The organism is Promicromonospora umidemergens (assembly GCF_024171995.1).
GTDB classification, from domain to species: Bacteria; Actinomycetota; Actinomycetes; order Actinomycetales; family Cellulomonadaceae; genus Promicromonospora; species Promicromonospora umidemergens.
Genome location: NZ_JAMTCT010000001.1, coordinates 18019 through 35144, shown reverse-complemented (window position 1 = coordinate 35144; position 17126 = coordinate 18019). Strand labels below are relative to the sequence as shown.

The window sequence follows — 17126 nt, the reverse complement described above, 5'->3', positions numbered from 1 at the left end:
CCCGCGTCGCGGGCACCCACCTCGTCGCGGCCGGTCCGTGGTCGGTCAGTCCTCCGGAACCGGGTAGGGGAACGCGTCCGTGACGCCGATCAGGTCGTACTCCATCTGGCCGGCGTCGAAGTCGTCCTCCCAGTTGCCGTTGGTCACCTCGTTGCACTGGTAGGACTGGTACGACTGGTCGGTGGTCTCGCCCACCTCGATGTTGCTGAACGAGAAACCACAGCCGCCCGCGTCCATGTGGACGCCCCGGGTCCCGCTGTCCGGCATCGCACCGGCGGGGTCGGGGATCACGTCACCGATGACCATCTGGTCCACCGTGTTCCTGACCGGGTGCGGCTCCTGGTTCGCGACGCCATACGTGTAGAAAGCGCCCATGTCACCCGAGTCCAGGCCGGCCTCCTCGATCCTGATGTACCGGAACGTGTTGTCGTCCGTGTACTGGTCGCCGTCGACGACCTCAGGACGCGACTCGAGGCTGATCCCGTACCGGGCCGAGTGCCGCACGTGGACGTGCTCGACGGTGTTGCCGCCGGTGCTCATGAGCTCGATGCCCGCGGCATCGCCGGGCACGAGCTCGCCGACGTGGTGGATGTAGAGGTTGCGGAAGGTGTGGTCATGGGACAGGTCGCCCTCTCCGGGCCAGCCGCCCTCCACCTTGATGCCGTCGGCCCCGAGGTTCTCCAGCAGGCTGTCCTCGATGGTCAGGCGCTCGTTGGCGAACAGCGCGAACACGCCCATGTAGCCCGTGTCCCGGATGCGCATCCCGGTGAGGGTGATGTCGCTGGTGTTCTCCAGCGTGATGGCGCCGAACCGGTTGCGGGGCATCTCGATCTGCCGGTCGTACTCCGGGTACTCGTGCCGCTCACCGGCGTCGCCAGCGCTCATCCACCCCGCGCGGTACCAGCCGACGAAGTCCGAGTACTGCAGGCCGATCCCCTCGAACGTGATGTCGTGCGCCCGGTCCTCGGGCGACGCACCCCTGACGTCGATCACCTTCGCGACCGTCGGCCGCATGACCGTCACGTCGTCGATGTCGCCGTGCGGCTTGTAGTACACCTCGCCGGCCTCGTGGTCCAGGTAGTACTCGCCCGCCTGGTCGAGGAAGCTGAGGGAGTTCTGCAGGAAGTAGCGCGACGTGCTGCGGCTGTTCACCATCGCGTACCGCGTCCAGTGGTCCAGGATGATCTTGTTGTCGCTGTCCGCGGTGTCGGCGTTCTTGATCGGCACCGTGTCGGTGAACCAGCTCCAGGATCCCCCCGACCAGACCGTCACCTGTGCCGGCCAGCTGGTGTAAGAGCCCAGGTCGGCCGACTCGTCCCACTCGCCGGGGTGGTAGCCGATCTGGTCACGGACCCCTTCCTTCTCCGGCTCGATGAGCCGGGAGAACAGGTAGGGCGCGTGCGTGTCGTCCGACGTCCGGTTCGGGTGACGCGCCGTCGTGGCCCGCTCCTCGTCGACGAAGAGCGTGTAGAAGGGCGTGTCGTCGTCGACCTCGGCCTTGTAGATCCCGTCCTGGTGCGGCTCCCAGCCCGTGACCGCCTCGGCACCGACGAGGTTGGCCTTGCCCGGGCCGTCCGCGCTGCGGTACACGACCTGGTGACCACCGGTGCCGGAGTCCTGCTCCGTGAGCTCGATCGTCTCGGTGACGGGATAGTCACCGGCCCCGAGGTGCACCGTGACATCGCACTTCATGCGGCCCTCGCTGTTGAGCCCCTTCTCCCGGATGTGGTCACGGGCCCTGGTGATCGTCTTCCACGGGTCGCCTGCCGTTCCCTTGCCCTGGTCGTCCCCTGACGGGGAGACGTAGAGCTCCGGGCACGCGCCGGAGGTCACGGCGCTGGTGAGGCGGTCGAAGGCGATCCCTCCGCCGGTCATCGTGGCGACCAGGCTCAGCGCGGCGACAGCAACGGCGCCGTTCCGGATCCATTGTCTGGACATCATTGTCCTCTCGGTTGGTCGAACGGAACAGGGGCGAGGAGTCCGCGACGGGACTCCCCGCCCCCGAGGTGCAGCCTGTTCGCGGAGGTCAGTCCTCCGGGACCGGGTACGGGAAGGTGTCGGTGACGCCGATCAGGTCGTACTCCATCTGGGCCGGGTCGAAGTCGTCCTCCCAGTTGCCGTTGGTCACCTCGTTGCACTGGTAGGACTGGTACGACTGGTCGGTCGTCTCGCCCACCTCGATGTTGCTGAACGAGAAACCACAGCCACCGGCGTCCATGTGGACGCCCCGGGTCCCGCTGTCCGGCATCGCACCGGCGGGGTCGGGGATCACGTCACCGATGACCATCTGGTCCACCGTGTTCCTGACCGGGTGCGGCTCCTGGTTCGCGACGCCATACGTGTAGAAAGCGCCCATGTCACCCGAGTCCAGGCCGGCCTCCTCGAGCCTGATGTACCGGAAGACGTTGTCGTCCGCGTACTGCTCGCCGTCCTTCACCTCGGGACGCGACTCCAGGCTGATCCCGTAGCGCGAGGAGTTCTTCACGTGGACGTGCTCGACCGTGTTGTTGCCCGTGCTCATCAGCTCGATGCCCGCGGCGTCGCCGGGCACGAGCTCGCCCACGTGGTGGATGTACAGGTTCCGGAAGGTGTGGTCGTGGGACAGGTCGCCCTCGCCCGGCCAGCCGCCCTCCACCTTGATGCCGTCGGCCCCCAGGTTCTCCAGGAGCGAGTCCTCGACCGTCAGGTGGTCGTTGGCGAACAGCGCGTAGACCCCCATGAAGCCCGTGTCCCGGATCTGCATGCCGGTCAGGGTGATGTGCGAGGTGTTCTCCAGCGTGATGGCGCCGAACCGGTTGCGGGGCATCTCGATCTGCCGGTCGTACTCGGGGTACTTGTGCACCTCGCCCGAGTCGCCCGCGCTGATCCACCCGGAGCGGTACCAGTCGACGAAGTCGGAGTACTGGACGCCGATGCCGTCGAAGGTGATGTCGTGGGCCCTCTTCTCCGGCGACGCCCCCTGCACGTCGATCACCTTCGTGACGGTGGGCCGCATGACGCGCACGTCAGCGATGTCACCGCGAGGTATGTAGTACAGCTCACCGGCGTCCTTGTCGAGGTAGTACTCGCCCGGCTGGTCGAGGAACGCCATCGCGTTCTGGAGGTAGTAGCGCGACCCGCTCCGGCTGTTCACCATCGCGTAGCGCGTCCAGTGCTGGAGCGTGGCGAAGTTCTTGCGGTAGTCCTGGCCGATGATCGGGACGGTGTCGGTGAACCAGCTCCACGAGCCGCCCGACCACACGGTGACCTGGGCGTCCTTGAGCGGGTTGCCCTCGGGGGTGTCGTCCCAGGCCGGGTCCCAGTCGCCGTCCTCCCAGTACAGCCACGAGCGCACTGCCTCCTTCTCCGGCTCGCCGAGCACGGAGAACAGGTAGGGGGCGTGCGTGTCCTCCGACGTGCGGTTCGGGTACCGCGCCATCTCGGACCGCTCGCCGTCCTCGAACAGCGTGTGGAACGACTGACCGGGGTCCACCTTCGCCTTGTAGATGCCGTCCTGGTGCGGCTCCCAGCCGGTGATCTCCTCCGCGCCGACGAAGTTGGCCTTGCCCGGGCCGTCCGCACTGCGGTACACGACCTGGTGTCCGCCCCCGCCGGAGTCCTGCTCCGTGAGCTCGATGGTCTCGGTGACGGGATACTCGCCCGCCGCGAGGTTCACCGTGATGTCGCACTTCATGCGGTTCTCGCTGTTGAGACCCTTCTCGCGGATGTGGTCACGGGCCTTGGCGACCGTCTTCCAGGGATCGTCCTGCGACCCCTTCCCGTGGTCGTCCCCGGTGGGCGAGACGTAGAGCTGCGGGCACGCGCCGGAGGTCACGGCGCTGGTGAGCCGGTCGAGGGCGATCCCTCCGCCGGTCATCGTGGCTACCAGGCTCAGCGCGGCGACAGCGACCGTGCTGTTCCGGATCCATTGTCTGGACATCGGTGTCCTTTCGTGGGTGTGGGTGGTGCAGGTCAGGTCAGCGGCTCGACCACATAGGTGGCGCCACGCCGCGTGGAGAAGACGGCGAGCCCGTCCTCGGGCCGCTCGACGTCGACCGGGCCGCCGGGGCCGGACACGCGGACCGGCACGTCGGTGCGCAGCCGGATGGTGTTGCCGGCCAGCGACTGGACCCGGGCGGTCGTCAGGCGCCGGTCGGACCAGGTGATGGAGAGCTCGAACGCGCCACGGGCGCGCAGTCCGCGGACCTTGCCCGCCGGCCAGGCGTCGGGCACGCACGGCAGCAGCCAGACCTCGCCCGAGTGGCTCTGCATGATCGTCTCGTTGATCGCCGACGTGCCCCCGAAGTTCCCGTCGATCTGGAACGGCGGGTGCAGGTCGAACAGGTTCGGCGCGGTCCGCCCGGTCGAGAGCAGCTGGGTGAGGTGGGTGTAGACGCCGTCGGCCTGGAGCAGCCGCGCACGGATGTTCATCTTCCAGGCGAGCGACCACCCGGCCGTCACCGCCGGCCCGCGCAGCTCGAGCGAGCGGTCCGCCGCCGCGGCGAGCTCCGGGGTGCGCCGCGGGGTGATCTGGTCGCTGGGGAACACGCCCCACAGGTGCGAGACGTGCCGGCTGATCTCCGTGGCGGCCTCCTCCCAGTCGATCAGCCACTCCTGGAGCTGGCCGAGGTGGCCGATCTGGTTGGGCGGCAGCTGGTCGCGCGCGGAGATCGCCTGGGCGGCCATGGCGCGGTCCTGGCCGAGCACGGCGCAGGCCTTGTCGAACGCCGTGAACAGGTCCCGCAGGATCTGCATGTCCATGGTCGGGCCCGCACAGATGCTCACGCTCTCGTCATCGATCTCGTGGTGCTTGATCTCCGGGGAGTGGGAGGGGTTCGTCACGAGGTAGCCGGTCGCCTCGTCCTGGACGAGCGTGTCGAGGAAGAACTCCACGGCTCCGCGCAGGACCGGGAAGTACTCGCGCAGCGTGTCCAGGTCGCCGGTGTACTCGTAGTGCTCCCAGAAGAGCAGCGACAGCCAGGCACCCCCGGTGGGCCAGACGCCGTAGTACGCGAAGTCCACCGGTGCGGAACCGCGCCAGAGGTCGGTGTTGTGGTGCGCCACCCAGCCCTTGGCGCCCCACATCTTCTTGGCGGTCCGGGCTCCGGACTCGGCGAGCTCCTCGATCATCGCGAACAGCGGCTGCCAGCACTCGGCGAGGTTCGCCGGACCGGCGGGCCAGTAGTTCATCTCGCAGTTGATGTTCAGGGTGTACTTGGACTGCCACGGCGGGAGCATCTGGTAGTTCCACAGGCCCTGGAGGTTGGCCGGCTGGCCAGGGGAACGGGAGCTGGAGATCAGCAGGTAGCGGCCGAACTGGTAGTACAGCGCCGCGAGCTGCGGGTCCTGCCCGTCCCGGAAGGCGACGACCCGCTCGTCGGTCGGCAGGTCGACGGACGGTGACGTGCCGAGGTCGATGTCGACGCGGCCGAACATCTCCTGGTAGTCCCGCACGTGCGCCCGCCGCAGGAGCCCGTAGCCCTGGACCGGCGTCTGCTCCAGCGGTTCCACGGCCTTGGCGAAGTGGTCGCCGCTGACATCGAGATAGTTCCGGTGGCTCGTCCCGATGGAGACCACCAGCGTGACGGCGTCCGCGCCGCGCACCCGCAGCCGCGTGGCACCGCAGGTGACGCTCCCGCCCTCGGCCACGGCGCGGGCCAGGCTGACGAAGCGCACCTTTCCCTCGAGGCCCTCTGCCGCACCGCTGCGACCTTCGAGGGCGAGCGTGCGGGTGTCGTGCGCGTGCGTCGACGTCTCCTGGAGCGACTCGTACCGCCCGTCGAAGGAGATCGCCCCCGGCGCGTCGGCGGTGAACCGGGCGACGATCACCTGGTGGGCGTGGCTGCTGAAGATCTCCCGCGTGTGGCGCACGCCGTCGACCACGAAGGTCGTCGTGGTGATGGCCGTGGTCAGGTCGAGCGACCTGCGGTACTCCGTGACGTCGCCGGTCAGCTCAGGGAAGTCGAGGTGCAGGTCCCCGACCGGCTGGTACTGCATCTGCTCCGTCGGCCGGCCCATGAACCGCTCGTCGGCCAGCTTCTGGGCCTCGCCCCACTTCTCCTCGTCGATCAGCCGCCGGATCTCCGGGAGGGCCTCGCTCCCGCGCGGGTCGGCGTAGTCGTGCGGCCCGCCGGCCCACACGGTGTCCTCGTTGAGCATGAGCGTCTCGGCGGCGACGCCACCGAACACCATGGCGCCGACCCGGCCGTTGCCGACGGCGAGCGCCTCCAGCCATTCGGTCGCCGGGGCGGTGTACCAGAGCCGCATGGGGTTGGTCTCCGGCGCGTCGGAGTCCCCGCTCGGGGCCGCCTCCGCGTTCGCCGGAGCGTGACCGGTGAGGGCGATAGCACCCGCGGTCAGGCCGGTGGTGCGTAGGAGATCTCTTCGCGTGATCGGGTTCATCGCAACCTTCCTCGTTCGGGCTCGCCAGTGAGTCGAACTGCGTGAGGTAAATGTAGTACATCACATGTCTGACAAGTCAAGAGTGCTGACTGCCCTGATGTGTCAGCGAAGGTCGCGGCCGGGGCCGCGGCAGGACGTCGATCGACCCGTGACCCGGCCCCGGCGCACGACAGGCTCTACGCTGGAAACATGGGACGAGCCGGACATCGCACAGCCTCGACAGCCGCGGCCCTGGCAGCGGCCGCCGCCTTGCTGCTGGCCGGGTGCACCAACGGTGCACCGAGCTCGGAGCAACCGGGGGTGACCCTGTCCAGCCCGGCGCCCGTCGCCTCGGCACCGGCCGGCGCCTCGCCGTCAGCGGACGGCGGTTCGGGTGGCGACGGCACCGACGACGAAGCCCCCGACCCGACCGCCTCGGCGACCGAGGCCGCGACCGGCCCGCCGTTCCCCGCGAGCACGAGGGCCGACACCGCCGAGCCGACGGGCGTGGGCGAGACGTTCCTGTCGGTCACGGACGTCCGGGTCGCCGAGCACGACAGCTACGACCGCATCGTGTTCGACCTCGGCGGCAAGGGCAGCGGCAAGCCCGGCTGGCGCGTCGAGTACGTGGACCAGGCGTCCGACGCCGGCTCAGGGCACGCCGTCCAGGTCGACGGCGACGCGATCCTCCGGGTGTCGCTGTCGGGCACGGCGATGCCGGCGGACAGCGGCGTCGAGGAGTTCTCCCGCGACCGCATCGAGCCCGATGACACCGAGTCGGTGGACGAGATCGTGTACCGCTACTGGTTCGAGGGGGACACGACGGCGTTCGTCGGGATCGACGAGGGCGAACAGCCGTTCCGCGTGTTCCTCCTGGAGAACCCGACGCGCGTCGTCGTCGACGTCCGGCACTGACCGCTCAGCCGGCGACCTCGGACTTCTGGGGCCGCGCGAGCAGCGCCGCCGCGAGCTCGGACAGGGGCAGCTTGCCTGCCAGCACGTCCACGACACCGGCCGTGATCGGCATCTCGACGTCGTGGGCACGCGCGAGCTCCAGCACCGACTGCGACGACTTGACGCCCTCGGCCGTGCCGCCGGTCGCCTTGATGGCCTCTGCGAGCGTGAGCCCCTCGCCGAAGTGCTTGCCGAGCCGGTGGTTGCGCGACAGCGGCGACGCGCACGTCGCCGTCAGGTCGCCCATGCCGGCCAGCCCGGAGAAGGTGGCGGCGTCGGCCCCCAGCGCCAGGCCGAGGCGCGTGATCTCCACGAGGCCGCGCGTGATGAGCGTGGCGAGCGTGTTCCAGCCGAAGCCGCGGCCCTGGGCCATGCCCGCCGCGAGGGCGATGATGTTCTTCACCGCGCCGCACAGCTCCACGCCGACCACGTCGGTGTTCGTGTAGGGACGGAAGTAGCCGGTCGAGCAGGCGGAGGCGACGAGCTGCGCGGTGGCCTCGCTGCGCGAGGCGACCACGGTCGCCGTCGGCTGCCGCTCCGCGATCTCGGGTGCCAGGTTGGGGCCCGAGACGACGGCGACCCGCTCGTCCGGCAGGTCCAGCACCTCCGCCATGACCTGGCTCATGCGCTTGTCCGTGCCGAGCTCGACGCCCTTCATCAGGGAGACGACGACGGCGTCCGGCGCTGCCAGCTCCTGCACCAGGCCCTTCATCGACTCCAGGGTCGCACGCGCCACCTGGGACGGCACCGACACCACCACGATGGACGCACCGAGGAGCGCGACCGCTGGGTCGGTCGTGCCGTGCATGACGGGCAGCTGCACGCCCGGCAGGTACTTCTCGTTGCGGTGGGTCCGGTCGACGGCGTCGAGCACCGCGGCGTCGCGGCCCCAGAGGGTCACGTCGCACCCGGCGTCGGCCAGGACCATCGCGAACGTGGTGCCCATGGAGCCCGCGCCGAGCACGGCGACCTTGGTCGGGGTAGTAGACGTGGCCGCGCTCACGGGCGCTCCACCGGGGGGTAGCTCGTCATCTTCGCCTCGTACTCGGGGTGCTTGCGCAGGTCGAACCGCGGCTTGGGAGCAACCTCGCCACGGATCTGCTCCAGCTGGGTGGTGATGGCGTCCATGATGCGGCTCGTCGCCTCGCGCAGGGTCGCGGTGTCCTGGGGCCGGTCGTACAGGTCGCTGAGGTCCACGGGCGGGCCCGTCTGGATCGTCACCTTCTTGCGGGGGTACGGCCAGCGCAGCCGACCGTACCGCGGCATGATCTCGGTGACCCCCCACTGGGCGACCGGGAGCACCGGCAGGCGAGTCGTCAGCGCGATGCGGGCCACGCCGGTCTTGCCCTCCATCGGCCAGTAGTCGGGGTCCCGTGTCAGCGTGCCCTCCGGCAGGATCGCCACGCAGGCGCCGTCACCGAGCTGGTTCGCGGCGTTCCGCAGGGACTCGGTGGCCTTGGCCGACTCGCGGTCCACCGGGATCATCCTGGTACCTCGCAGGGCCCACCCCGTCAGCGGCGAGTTGAACAGGCCGCGCTTGGCCAGGATGCGCGGCTCCCGGCCGTTGTCGAAGAGGTAGTGCGCAAGGGTCAGCGCGTCGAGCTCCGTGACATGGTTCGCCGCGGCGATGAACCCTCCCTTGGCCGGGAAGTTCTCCCCGCCCTTCCAGTCGTACCTGCACAGCGCGAACATGAGGTTCCGCACGATGAACGCGATGAAGCGGTACATGCGTGACTCAGGGCGTGGGATGGACACGGTCCGAAACAATACTCGGCTCCACCGACAACTCCGCCCAAGCCTGGTTGTGAGCGCGGCCGTTGCGACCACCTGCCCGTCTCAGGCGCAACGATCGCGCTCACAACCATGGGTCAGGCGCGGGCCACGTCCGCGCCAAGGGCCTCCAGCTTGTACTGGAAGTTCTCGTAGCCGCGGTCGATCAGACCGATGCCGCGGACCGTGGACCGGCCGTTGGCAGCGAGCGCCGCGATGAGGTGCGAGAAGCCGCCGCGCAGGTCGGGCACCTCGATGTCGGCCGCGGAGAGCGGCGTCGGGCCGGAGACGACGGCGGAGTGGTGGAAGTTGCGCTGGCCGAACCGGCAGTCGCGGCCGCCCAGGCACTCCTTGTAGACCTGGATCGTCGCGCCCATCTTGCGCAGCGCGTCGGTGAAGCCGAAGCGGTTCTCGTACACCGTCTCGTGCACTATCGACAGGCCGGTGGCCTGCGTGAGCGCGACGACGAGCGGCTGCTGCCAGTCGGTCATGAACCCGGGGTGCACGTCGGTCTCGAGCACGATGGACTTGAGCTGGCCGCCGGCGTGCCAGAAGCGGATGCCGTCGTCCTGCACCTCGAACCGGCCGCCGACCTTCCGGAACGTGTTGAGGAACGTCATCATCTCGGGCTGGGTAGCGCCCTTGACGGTGATGTCTCCGCCGGTGGCGAGGGCGGCCGAGGCCCACGACGCCGTCTCGATCCGGTCGTTCAGCGCGGTGTGGGTGTAGCCGTCGAGGCGGTCGACGCCCTCGATACGGATCACGCGGTCGGTGTCGACCGAGATGATGGCGCCCATCTTCTGGAGGACGGCGATGAGGTCCATGATCTCTGGCTCGATCGCCGCGCCCGACAGCTCGGTGATGCCGTCCGCGCGTACTGCAGTGAGCAGCGTCTGCTCCGTGGCGCCCACCGACGGGTAGGGCAGGGAGATCTTGGTGCCCTGCAGGCGGCGCGGCGCCCGTAGGTGGATGCCGCCTGCCCGCTTGTCGACGACGGCGCCGAACTGGCGCAGGATGTCGAGGTGGTAGTTGATCGGCCGGTCGCCGATGCGGCAACCGCCCAGGTCGGGGATGAATGCTTCGCCGAGCCGGTGCAGCAGCGGCCCGCAGAACAGGATCGGGATGCGGCTGGAGCCCGCGTGGGCGTCGATGTCGGCCACGTGGGCCGATTCCACGTTGGACGGGTCGAGGTCCAGGATGCCCGCGTCGGTGTCGTACTTGACGTTCACACCGTGCAGGTCCAGAAGCCCCGAGACGACCTTGACGTCACGGATCTGCGGTACGTTCCGCAGCACGCTGGGGGTCTCCCCCAGCAGAGAAGCCACCATGGACTTCGACACGAAGTTCTTTGCCCCTCGAACGGTGATGGTCCCGTTCAGCGGGGTGCCGCCGTTCACATACAGCAGATCGTTCATATGCTCGTCGTCGTCTCGTTCGTTCCGATGATGGATTTCCGGTGGCGGGGCCGGGGGCGCCCGGTCGATACTGCCCCCCACCGCCGGTCGTGCCAACATGCGCACGGACGGGAGTATTCACCGTTCACTACACCTTCACCCGTGATGCACCCGGTCGCAGGCCGACACGCCACGATCCCCGCGCTCGTGCGGAGACGCGCCAGCACCCTACGTCAAGGGCGCGTCCACTAAATGAGACGCGCTTCCCGGATCGCGGACAGGCTGCTTAATGTCCCGGGCATGAGCACCTCCGCATCACCGACCGCTGGGACCGCCCCCGGCGAGCAGGGCGCGCCCTCTGCAGGCAACCCCAGGGGCCGCGTCGTCGTCGCGTCCCTCATCGGTACGTCCATCGAGTTCTACGACTTCTACATCTACGCCACCGCGGCCTCGCTGGTGTTCCCCGCGCTGTTCTTCCCGAACGCCGAGGACCCCACCACCCAGCTCCTGTCGTCCTTCGCCGTGTTCGGCGTCGCGTTCGTCGCGCGGCCGCTCGGCTCGGTGCTGTTCGGCCACTTCGGCGACCGCGTCGGCCGCAAGGCGACCCTTGTGGCGTCGCTGCTCACGATGGGTATCGCGACGGTCCTGATCGGGCTCATCCCTGCGGCGTCGACCCCGGGCTGGGCGGTGGCCGCACCGGCCGTGCTCGTGCTGTGCCGGTTCTGCCAGGGCCTCGGCCTCGGTGGCGAGTGGAGCGGCGCCGCGCTGCTGGCGACGGAGAACGCGCCGCAGGGCAAGCGGGCCATCTACGGCACGTTCCCGCAGCTGGGCGCACCCATCGGCTTCATACTTGCCAACACGGTGTTCATCTCCCTGTCGAGCGCCCTGACGCCGGAGCAGTTCGCCACCTGGGGCTGGCGCATCCCGTTCCTCGCGTCCGCGATCCTCGTGATCATCGGCCTGTGGGTACGGCTCTCGCTGCTCGAGACCCCGGCCTTCCGCAAGGTGGTCGAGTCCTCCGCCGTCGCGAAGCTGCCGGTGGCCCGCGTGTTCCGCACGTCGTCGAAGCAGATCGTGTCCGGCACGTTCATCATGCTCGCCACCTACGCGCTGTTCTACCTGATGACGACGTTCACGCTGAACTACGGCATCGCCCCCACCAACCCCACCGACGGCTCCCCCGCCGGCCTCGGCTACGAGAAGATCGACTTCCTCTGGATGCTGATCATCGGCGTCGTGTTCTTCGGCATCTTCACGCTGGTCTCCGGGCCGATGGCGGAGAAGTTCGGCCGGCGCGCGCACCTCATCTGGGTCACGGTCGCGATCGTGCTGTTCGGCGGGGTGTGGGTGCCGCTGTTCTCCGCGGGCCACATCGGCGTGCAGAGCCTGCTGATCATCGGCTTCACGCTCATGGGCCTCACCTTCGGCCCGATGGCCGCCGTCCTGCCCGAGCTGTTCCCGGCCAACGTGCGGTACACCGGCTCCGCGGTCGCGTACAACCTGTCGTCGGTGCTCGGCGCGGCGCTGGCACCGTTCATCGCGGTGTGGCTCTGGGCGAAGGCCGACGGCTCGCCGGTCCTCGTCGGCATCTACCTCGCGGCGATGGGAGTCGTCACGCTCGTCGCGCTGCTCCTGGAGCGCGAGACCCGCGACGTCGACTACGACGACAACGTCTCGGCCTGAGAGCCCGCACTTCGCGCCTGCGATCACACCCGACGCCGTCGCGCAGCTTCCGTTCCAGGAGTTGCGCGACGGCGTCGGACGTTGAGCACCCGCTACCGCACTCGGTCCTGGTCCACAAGGTCAGCACCTCCGCGCGCGAACCGAGCTAGACCTCTCTAGGCTTACGGAGTCGGTACTTCCGGAAAGCCAAAGGGCCCGCCGGTGAAAACCGGCGGACCCAGTGGAAAAGCTCGAACGGAGTGACCTGCCTCCGCCTTCGATATCCACGATATCCGGCCACGGAGGCTTCCACAAGGTGACGACGACCGCTGCTACCGCTCCACCCCTCACCCGTTGGATCAGCCCGCCACGGTTTGCTCCGTATCAGCTCGAGGCATCGGGCAATGCGCGAAGCGCATTACGGCTCTACGACTGGAACCGCGAGCTCTCAGGGGCCGTCTACGAGCTGCTCCACATGTTCGAGGTCGTCCTCAGGAACGCGATGGACGAGCGGCTGTGCGCCTGGAATGCCAAGCAGCCCAACGCGAACGGCCTCGGCTTCCACTCCCCTGACTGGCTGCTCGACCCGGCACCTCTGCTGATACGGCTCACGAGGAACGGGCAGGACATTCGTAAGGCTCACGAGCATGCGACGACAAGCGCCAGGGCCTGGCAGCCGAGCCGCTCCGTCGCCCATTCCGACGTGCTCTCGCAGCTCTCCCTCGGAACGTGGCGATATCTGCTCCCCAACAAAGACCCTGGACGGCAGCGACTGTGGAACGAAGCACTTCGTGATGCGTTTCCGAAGTTGACGACGTCATCACGGTTGCTGACCGCGAAGGTGCACGACATCCACCTGCTGCGAAACAGAGTCGCTCATCTCGAGCCGCTGATACGGACCGGCGTAGTCAGTCACCGACTCACCGATGTCCTGGACGTCCTTCGCGCTGTCGACACAGTGCCCGAACAATGGGCTTCCGGCCAGCAGCGTGTGACGACCGTGCTGAAAGCTCGCCCCCGCTAACTCGTAGCCGGTCCACGCAGCGGGATAGCGTGACGGCGTGGAGACCACGGCCCTGATCGCCGCCTGTGCCGCCGTCGTACTCGGAGCCGGGCTGCAGCGCGTCGCCGGGATGGGCCTCGGGATGGTGGCGGCGCCCGTGCTCACGGTGCTCCTCGGCGCGTCGGTGGGCGTGCTGGTCAGCAACGTGGCGGCGATCGTCACCGCCCTGCTCATCCTGCGGGCCCTGCGGGACCGGGTGGACTGGCGGCGCGTCGGCACGGTCCTGCCGCTCATGCTCGTGGGCTCCGCGCTCGGCGCGCTCACGGTCCGGGAGGCCGACTCCGCCTGGCTCGACGTCATCGTGGGCGGGTCCGTGCTGACCGCGCTGGCCGCCTCGGCGGTGCTGCGCCGCCGCGTGCGGGTCAAGGGCCGCTCCGTCGCCGTGGTGACCGGCCTCGCGGCCGGTTTCATGAACACCACGTCGGGAGTGGCCGCGCCGGCCTGGACGGCGTACGCGCTGGCCACCCGCTGGGACCATCGCTCGTTCGCCGCGACCCTGCAGCCGCTCCTGATCGTCATGAACACCATGTCGGTCGCGACGAAGCTCGGCCTCGGCGCGATCCCGCCCGGCTCCCTCCCTGCGTGGTGGGTCTGGCCGGTGCTCCTCGCCGGGGTGCTCGCGGGCGTCGGGCTCGGCACCGTCCTGGCGCGCCGCATCCCTACCCGGGTCGCGGCCCGGGTCGCACTGACGGTCGCCGTGACCGGCGCGGTCACGGCCCTGGTCCGTGGCCTGCTGACTGTCTGACCCAGGGTCACTCGTCCTCCGCGAACACCACGTCCCGCTTGCGCCGGATCGCCGGCAGCACCGCCACCACCAGCGCGAGCACCGCGAGCCCGAGCAGCACGCCCGAGATGGGGCGCGTGACGAACACCGTGGGGTCGCCCCGCGAGATGAGCAGGGCCCTGCGCAGGTTGTCCTCGAGCAGCGGACCGAGCACGAACCCGAGGAGCAGCGGCGCGGGCTCGCACCCGGTGCGCACGAGCACGAAGCCCAGCACACCGAAGACCGCCACCGCGAACACGTGGTACGGGTTCTGCCCCAGCGCGTAGGTCCCGATGCAGGCGAACACCACGATCACCGGGAACAGCACCGAGTAGGGCACAGAGAGCATGCGCACCCACAGGCCGATGAGCGGCAGGTTGAGCAGGACCAGCAGCACGTTGCCGATCCACATCGACGCGATCAGGCCCCAGAACAGGGCAGGCTGCTCGGTCATGACACCGGGGCCAGGTGTGATGCCCTGGATGATGAACGCCCCGACCATGAGCGCCATCACGGGGTGCGCGGGCAGGCCGAGCGTCAGCAGCGGGATGAACGACGTCTGCGCCGCGGCGTTGTTCGCCGACTCCGGTCCGGCCACGCCCTCGATGGCCCCGTGCCCGAACTCGCCGGGATTCCGTGAGACCCGCTTCTCCACCGCGTACGAGGCGTACGCGGCGAGCACGTGCCCGCCGCCCGGCAGCACGCCGAGCAGCGACCCGAGGCCGGTCGCACGGAGCACCGGGCCGACGATCCGGCGCAGCTCGCTCCGGCTCGGCCAGAGCTTCGACACACGGCTCACCATCCGGGTCCTGGTGCGGGGGTCGTGCAGGTTGCGCAGGATCTCCGCGATGCCGAACACGCCGACGGCGACCGCGACGAAGCTCAGCCCCTGGTACAGCTCGCGAACACCGAACGTGAACCGTGGCGTGCCGGTGTCCAGGTCCTGGCCGATCGTGCCGAGCAGGAGACCCAGCACGATCATCGCGAGCGCCTTGAGCGTGGACCCGCTCGCCAGCGCGATCGACGCGATGAGGCCGAGCACCACCAGCGAGAAGTACTCCGGGGCACCGAACGCCAGAGCTGCCCGGGCCAGCGGCGGAGCCGCCACCGCGAGCACGACGGTCGCCACGGTCCCCGCGACGAACGATCCGAGGGCGGCGACCGCGAGCGCCACGCCGGCCCGCCCGGCGCGCGCCATCTGGTGCCCGTCGATGGCGGTCACCGCCGCCGAGGACTCTCCCGGCAGGTTGAGCAGGATCGCCGTCGTGGACCCGCCGTACTGGGCGCCGTAGTAGATGCCGGCGAGCATGATGAGGGCCGACGTCGGGTCGTCGAACCCGAACGTGATCGGCAGCAGCAGGGCGATGGTCGCCGTCGGCCCGATGCCGGGCAGCACGCCGACGGCGGTGCCGAGCGCGACGCCGAGCAGGCAGAACAGGATGTTGTGCCATTGGAGCGCCTCGGAGAACCCGAGCGCGAGGTTGTCCAGCAGGTCCATCGCCGCCCCCTACCCGCCGAGCCAGTCGCCGAACAGCGCCAGGCGCAGCTGCAGCAGGACCACGAAGATGACCCAGCTCGCCAGCGTCAGGCTGACGGCGATGACGAGCGCCCGGACCGGGTGGGTGCCGGGCCGGGCCAGCGCCGCGAGCAGGCCGGTGCCGAACGTGGCGGGCACCAGGCCCAGCCCGTCGATGGTGAGCGCGAAGAAGGTCACCGCTGCGAACACCCCCACGGTGGGGCGCCACTGGATACCGGCGAGGGGCCGGGTGTCGAGCTCCTCGGCATCGGCTGCTCCGCCGTCGGTCGCCGGGCCGTCCAGCGGGCCGTCCGACACGCCGGCGTCGGCCACCGCGCCCGCGGGCGCCGCACCGGGGGCCGGGTCCGGCGCGACGTACGCCTTGACGGCCGTGGCGAGGCCGAGCGCCGCGAGCACGACCCCCAGGGCGAGGGGCACGTACCCCGGCCCCATCTCCAGGAGCGAGCCGAGGTCGTACCCGAGCGCACCGATCGCAAAGGCCGCGCCGAGCCCGAGGAAGATCAGGCCCGCGACGAGGTCGCTCGTCGACCGGGGCCGCAGGACGCCGATCTCAGCCTCCCTGACCGGAGCCGATGATGTCGGCCCAGGTAGCGGTCTGCTCCTCGAGCAGGGTGGCGTGGGCCTCCGGGGTGGCCTGCTCCTCGCTCACGGGGGCCGTGCCGAGGTCGGCCATCTGGTCGATGACCTTCTCGTCGGCCAGCGCCACCTGCAGCGAGTCGGTGAGCTGGCTGACGACCTCGTCGGGGGTCTCGACCGGGACGTACAGGCCGTGCCACACGCTCACCTGGATGTCCGGCTGGCCGCCCTCCGTGGTGGTGGGCAGGTCCGGCAGCGCCTCGATGCGCTCCGGCGTCGTCGCCGCGTAGGCCTTGACCTCGCCCGCCGTGATCTGGCCAGTCGTGTTCGTGGTCTGGTCGCACATGAAGTCGACCTGGCCGCCCACCAGCTCGGCCATCGCGGGCCCCGTGCCGTCGTACGGGACGGCGGTGACCTCGACGCCGAGCGCGTCGGTCAGCAGCAGGCCGCACAGGTTGGACGCGGAGCCCTCGCCGGCGTGCGCCATCGTCACGGTGTCCGCGTTCTCCTGGACGTAGGTGACGAACTCCTCGAACGTCTCCGGCTCGAAGTCGGAGCTCGCGATGATCGTCATGGGCACCTCTGTGACGAGGCCCACCGGCTTGAAGTCGGCGATCGGGTCGTAGGCGAGGTCCTCGTAGAGCGCCGGCGCCGTGGACATGCCGATGTGGTGCATGAGCACGGTGTAGCCGTCCGGGTCCGAGGTGGCGGCCTGTCCCGCGCCGACGGTGCCACCAGCGCCGTCGATGTTCTGCACGACCAGCTGGACGCCGAGGTCCTCCGACATGGGCTCGGCGATCATGCGCGTCACGGTGTCGGTGGGACCGCCCGCGGAGAACGGGACGATCACGTCGATGTCGTCGTCGGGATAGTCGGCGGGGTCAGCGCCAGAGGAACAAGCGGCCAGCACGAGGCTGAGGCCGGCCAGCGCAGCGCTGGACGCGGCCACCTTCCGGGGTCCGGCAGGGGTCATGTCCGTCTCCGATCATCGTTGATCCGGCAGAAGTTGATCCGTCTGGGGCAAGATCCGGTCGAGACCGCGACAGT

The 17126-nt window shown here is 69.5% G+C and carries 13 protein-coding genes; 4 read left to right on the top strand and 9 right to left on the bottom strand.

Annotated features, from left to right (window positions below):
* Window positions 1-45: 45 nt before the first annotated feature.
* The 3 genes from APR04_RS00150 to APR04_RS00140 all read right to left on the bottom strand — a co-directional run bounded on the left by APR04_RS00150 (window position 46) and on the right by APR04_RS00140 (window position 6381).
* On the bottom strand, window positions 46-1938 hold the full coding sequence (locus tag APR04_RS00150) for a right-handed parallel beta-helix repeat-containing protein (RefSeq protein ID WP_253866950.1): 1893 nt from the start codon (window positions 1936-1938) through the stop codon (window positions 46-48).
* Window positions 1939-2026: 88 nt separating this feature from the next.
* Window positions 2027-3919 carry a right-handed parallel beta-helix repeat-containing protein gene (locus APR04_RS00145; protein ID WP_253866948.1) on the bottom strand — a complete coding sequence of 631 codons (1893 nt, stop codon included), beginning with the start codon at window positions 3917-3919 and terminating at the stop codon, window positions 2027-2029.
* A gap of 32 nt (window positions 3920-3951) precedes the next feature.
* The gene (locus APR04_RS00140; RefSeq protein WP_253866946.1) at window positions 3952-6381 is read right to left on the bottom strand and encodes a glycoside hydrolase family 95 protein; all 2430 of its coding nucleotides are present in this window, start codon (window positions 6379-6381) and stop codon (window positions 3952-3954) included.
* A gap of 189 nt (window positions 6382-6570) precedes the next feature.
* Between APR04_RS00140 and APR04_RS00135 the strand changes: the two genes are divergently transcribed.
* Window positions 6571-7275 (top strand): AMIN-like domain-containing (lipo)protein, encoded by a 705-nt coding sequence (locus APR04_RS00135; protein WP_253866944.1) that lies wholly within the window; start codon window positions 6571-6573, stop codon window positions 7273-7275.
* A 4-nt stretch (window positions 7276-7279) separates the two neighbouring features.
* Here APR04_RS00135 and APR04_RS00130 read toward each other — a convergent pair whose 3' ends face one another.
* The 3 genes from APR04_RS00130 to murA form a co-directional block, all read right to left on the bottom strand.
* Window positions 7280-8317, bottom strand: coding sequence for an NAD(P)H-dependent glycerol-3-phosphate dehydrogenase (locus APR04_RS00130; RefSeq protein ID WP_308292304.1), 1038 nt, complete (start codon window positions 8315-8317; stop codon window positions 7280-7282).
* Window positions 8314-9069, bottom strand: a complete 756-nt coding sequence (locus APR04_RS00125) for a lysophospholipid acyltransferase family protein (protein WP_308292303.1) — start codon at window positions 9067-9069, stop codon at window positions 8314-8316. Before APR04_RS00125 ends, APR04_RS00130 begins: the two co-directional genes overlap by 4 nt.
* A gap of 113 nt (window positions 9070-9182) precedes the next feature.
* Window positions 9183-10499, bottom strand: a complete 1317-nt coding sequence (gene murA, locus APR04_RS00120; RefSeq protein WP_253866942.1) for a UDP-N-acetylglucosamine 1-carboxyvinyltransferase — start codon at window positions 10497-10499, stop codon at window positions 9183-9185.
* A 279-nt stretch (window positions 10500-10778) separates the two neighbouring features.
* Here murA and APR04_RS00115 point away from each other — a divergent pair, with 279 nt between their 5' ends.
* The 3 genes from APR04_RS00115 (at window position 10779) to APR04_RS00105 (ending at window position 13948) form a co-directional block, all read left to right on the top strand.
* Window positions 10779-12161 carry an MFS transporter gene (locus tag APR04_RS00115; RefSeq protein ID WP_253866933.1) on the top strand — a complete coding sequence of 461 codons (1383 nt, stop codon included), beginning with the start codon at window positions 10779-10781 and terminating at the stop codon, window positions 12159-12161.
* A gap of 295 nt (window positions 12162-12456) precedes the next feature.
* Window positions 12457-13164, top strand: coding sequence for a hypothetical protein (locus tag APR04_RS00110; protein ID WP_253866931.1), 708 nt, complete (start codon window positions 12457-12459; stop codon window positions 13162-13164).
* Between the two features lie 37 nt (window positions 13165-13201).
* A complete protein-coding gene (locus tag APR04_RS00105; RefSeq protein ID WP_253866929.1) occupies window positions 13202-13948 on the top strand; it encodes a TSUP family transporter in 747 nt (248 codons plus the stop codon).
* Between the two features lie 7 nt (window positions 13949-13955).
* Here the strand turns inward: APR04_RS00105 and APR04_RS00100 are convergent, their stop codons facing one another.
* Genes APR04_RS00100 through APR04_RS00090 form a run of 3 tightly spaced genes read right to left on the bottom strand, consistent with a single transcriptional unit; the run spans window position 13956 to window position 17052 of the window.
* Window positions 13956-15464 carry a tripartite tricarboxylate transporter permease gene (locus tag APR04_RS00100; protein ID WP_253866927.1) on the bottom strand — a complete coding sequence of 503 codons (1509 nt, stop codon included), beginning with the start codon at window positions 15462-15464 and terminating at the stop codon, window positions 13956-13958.
* A 9-nt stretch (window positions 15465-15473) separates the two neighbouring features.
* Window positions 15474-16004, bottom strand: coding sequence for a tripartite tricarboxylate transporter TctB family protein (locus APR04_RS00095; protein ID WP_308292315.1), 531 nt, complete (start codon window positions 16002-16004; stop codon window positions 15474-15476).
* Between the two features lie 49 nt (window positions 16005-16053).
* Window positions 16054-17052: a tripartite tricarboxylate transporter substrate-binding protein gene (locus tag APR04_RS00090; protein ID WP_253866925.1), complete on the bottom strand. Its 999-nt coding sequence runs from the start codon at window positions 17050-17052 to the stop codon at window positions 16054-16056.
* Between the last annotated feature and the right edge of the window lie 74 nt (window positions 17053-17126).

Coding starts and splice junctions, on each gene's coding strand:
- APR04_RS00135 (WP_253866944.1), top strand. CDS start 6,571: ATGGGACGAGCCGGACATCGCACAGCCTCGACAGCCGCGGCCCTGGCA.
- murA (WP_253866942.1), bottom strand. CDS start 10,499: ATGAACGATCTGCTGTATGTGAACGGCGGCACCCCGCTGAACGGGACC.
- APR04_RS00100 (WP_253866927.1), bottom strand. CDS start 15,464: ATGGACCTGCTGGACAACCTCGCGCTCGGGTTCTCCGAGGCGCTCCAA.
- APR04_RS00090 (WP_253866925.1), bottom strand. CDS start 17,052: ATGACCCCTGCCGGACCCCGGAAGGTGGCCGCGTCCAGCGCTGCGCTG.
- APR04_RS00115 (WP_253866933.1), top strand. CDS start 10,779: ATGAGCACCTCCGCATCACCGACCGCTGGGACCGCCCCCGGCGAGCAG.
- APR04_RS00140 (WP_253866946.1), bottom strand. CDS start 6,381: ATGAACCCGATCACGCGAAGAGATCTCCTACGCACCACCGGCCTGACC.
- APR04_RS00145 (WP_253866948.1), bottom strand. CDS start 3,919: ATGTCCAGACAATGGATCCGGAACAGCACGGTCGCTGTCGCCGCGCTG.
- APR04_RS00150 (WP_253866950.1), bottom strand. CDS start 1,938: ATGTCCAGACAATGGATCCGGAACGGCGCCGTTGCTGTCGCCGCGCTG.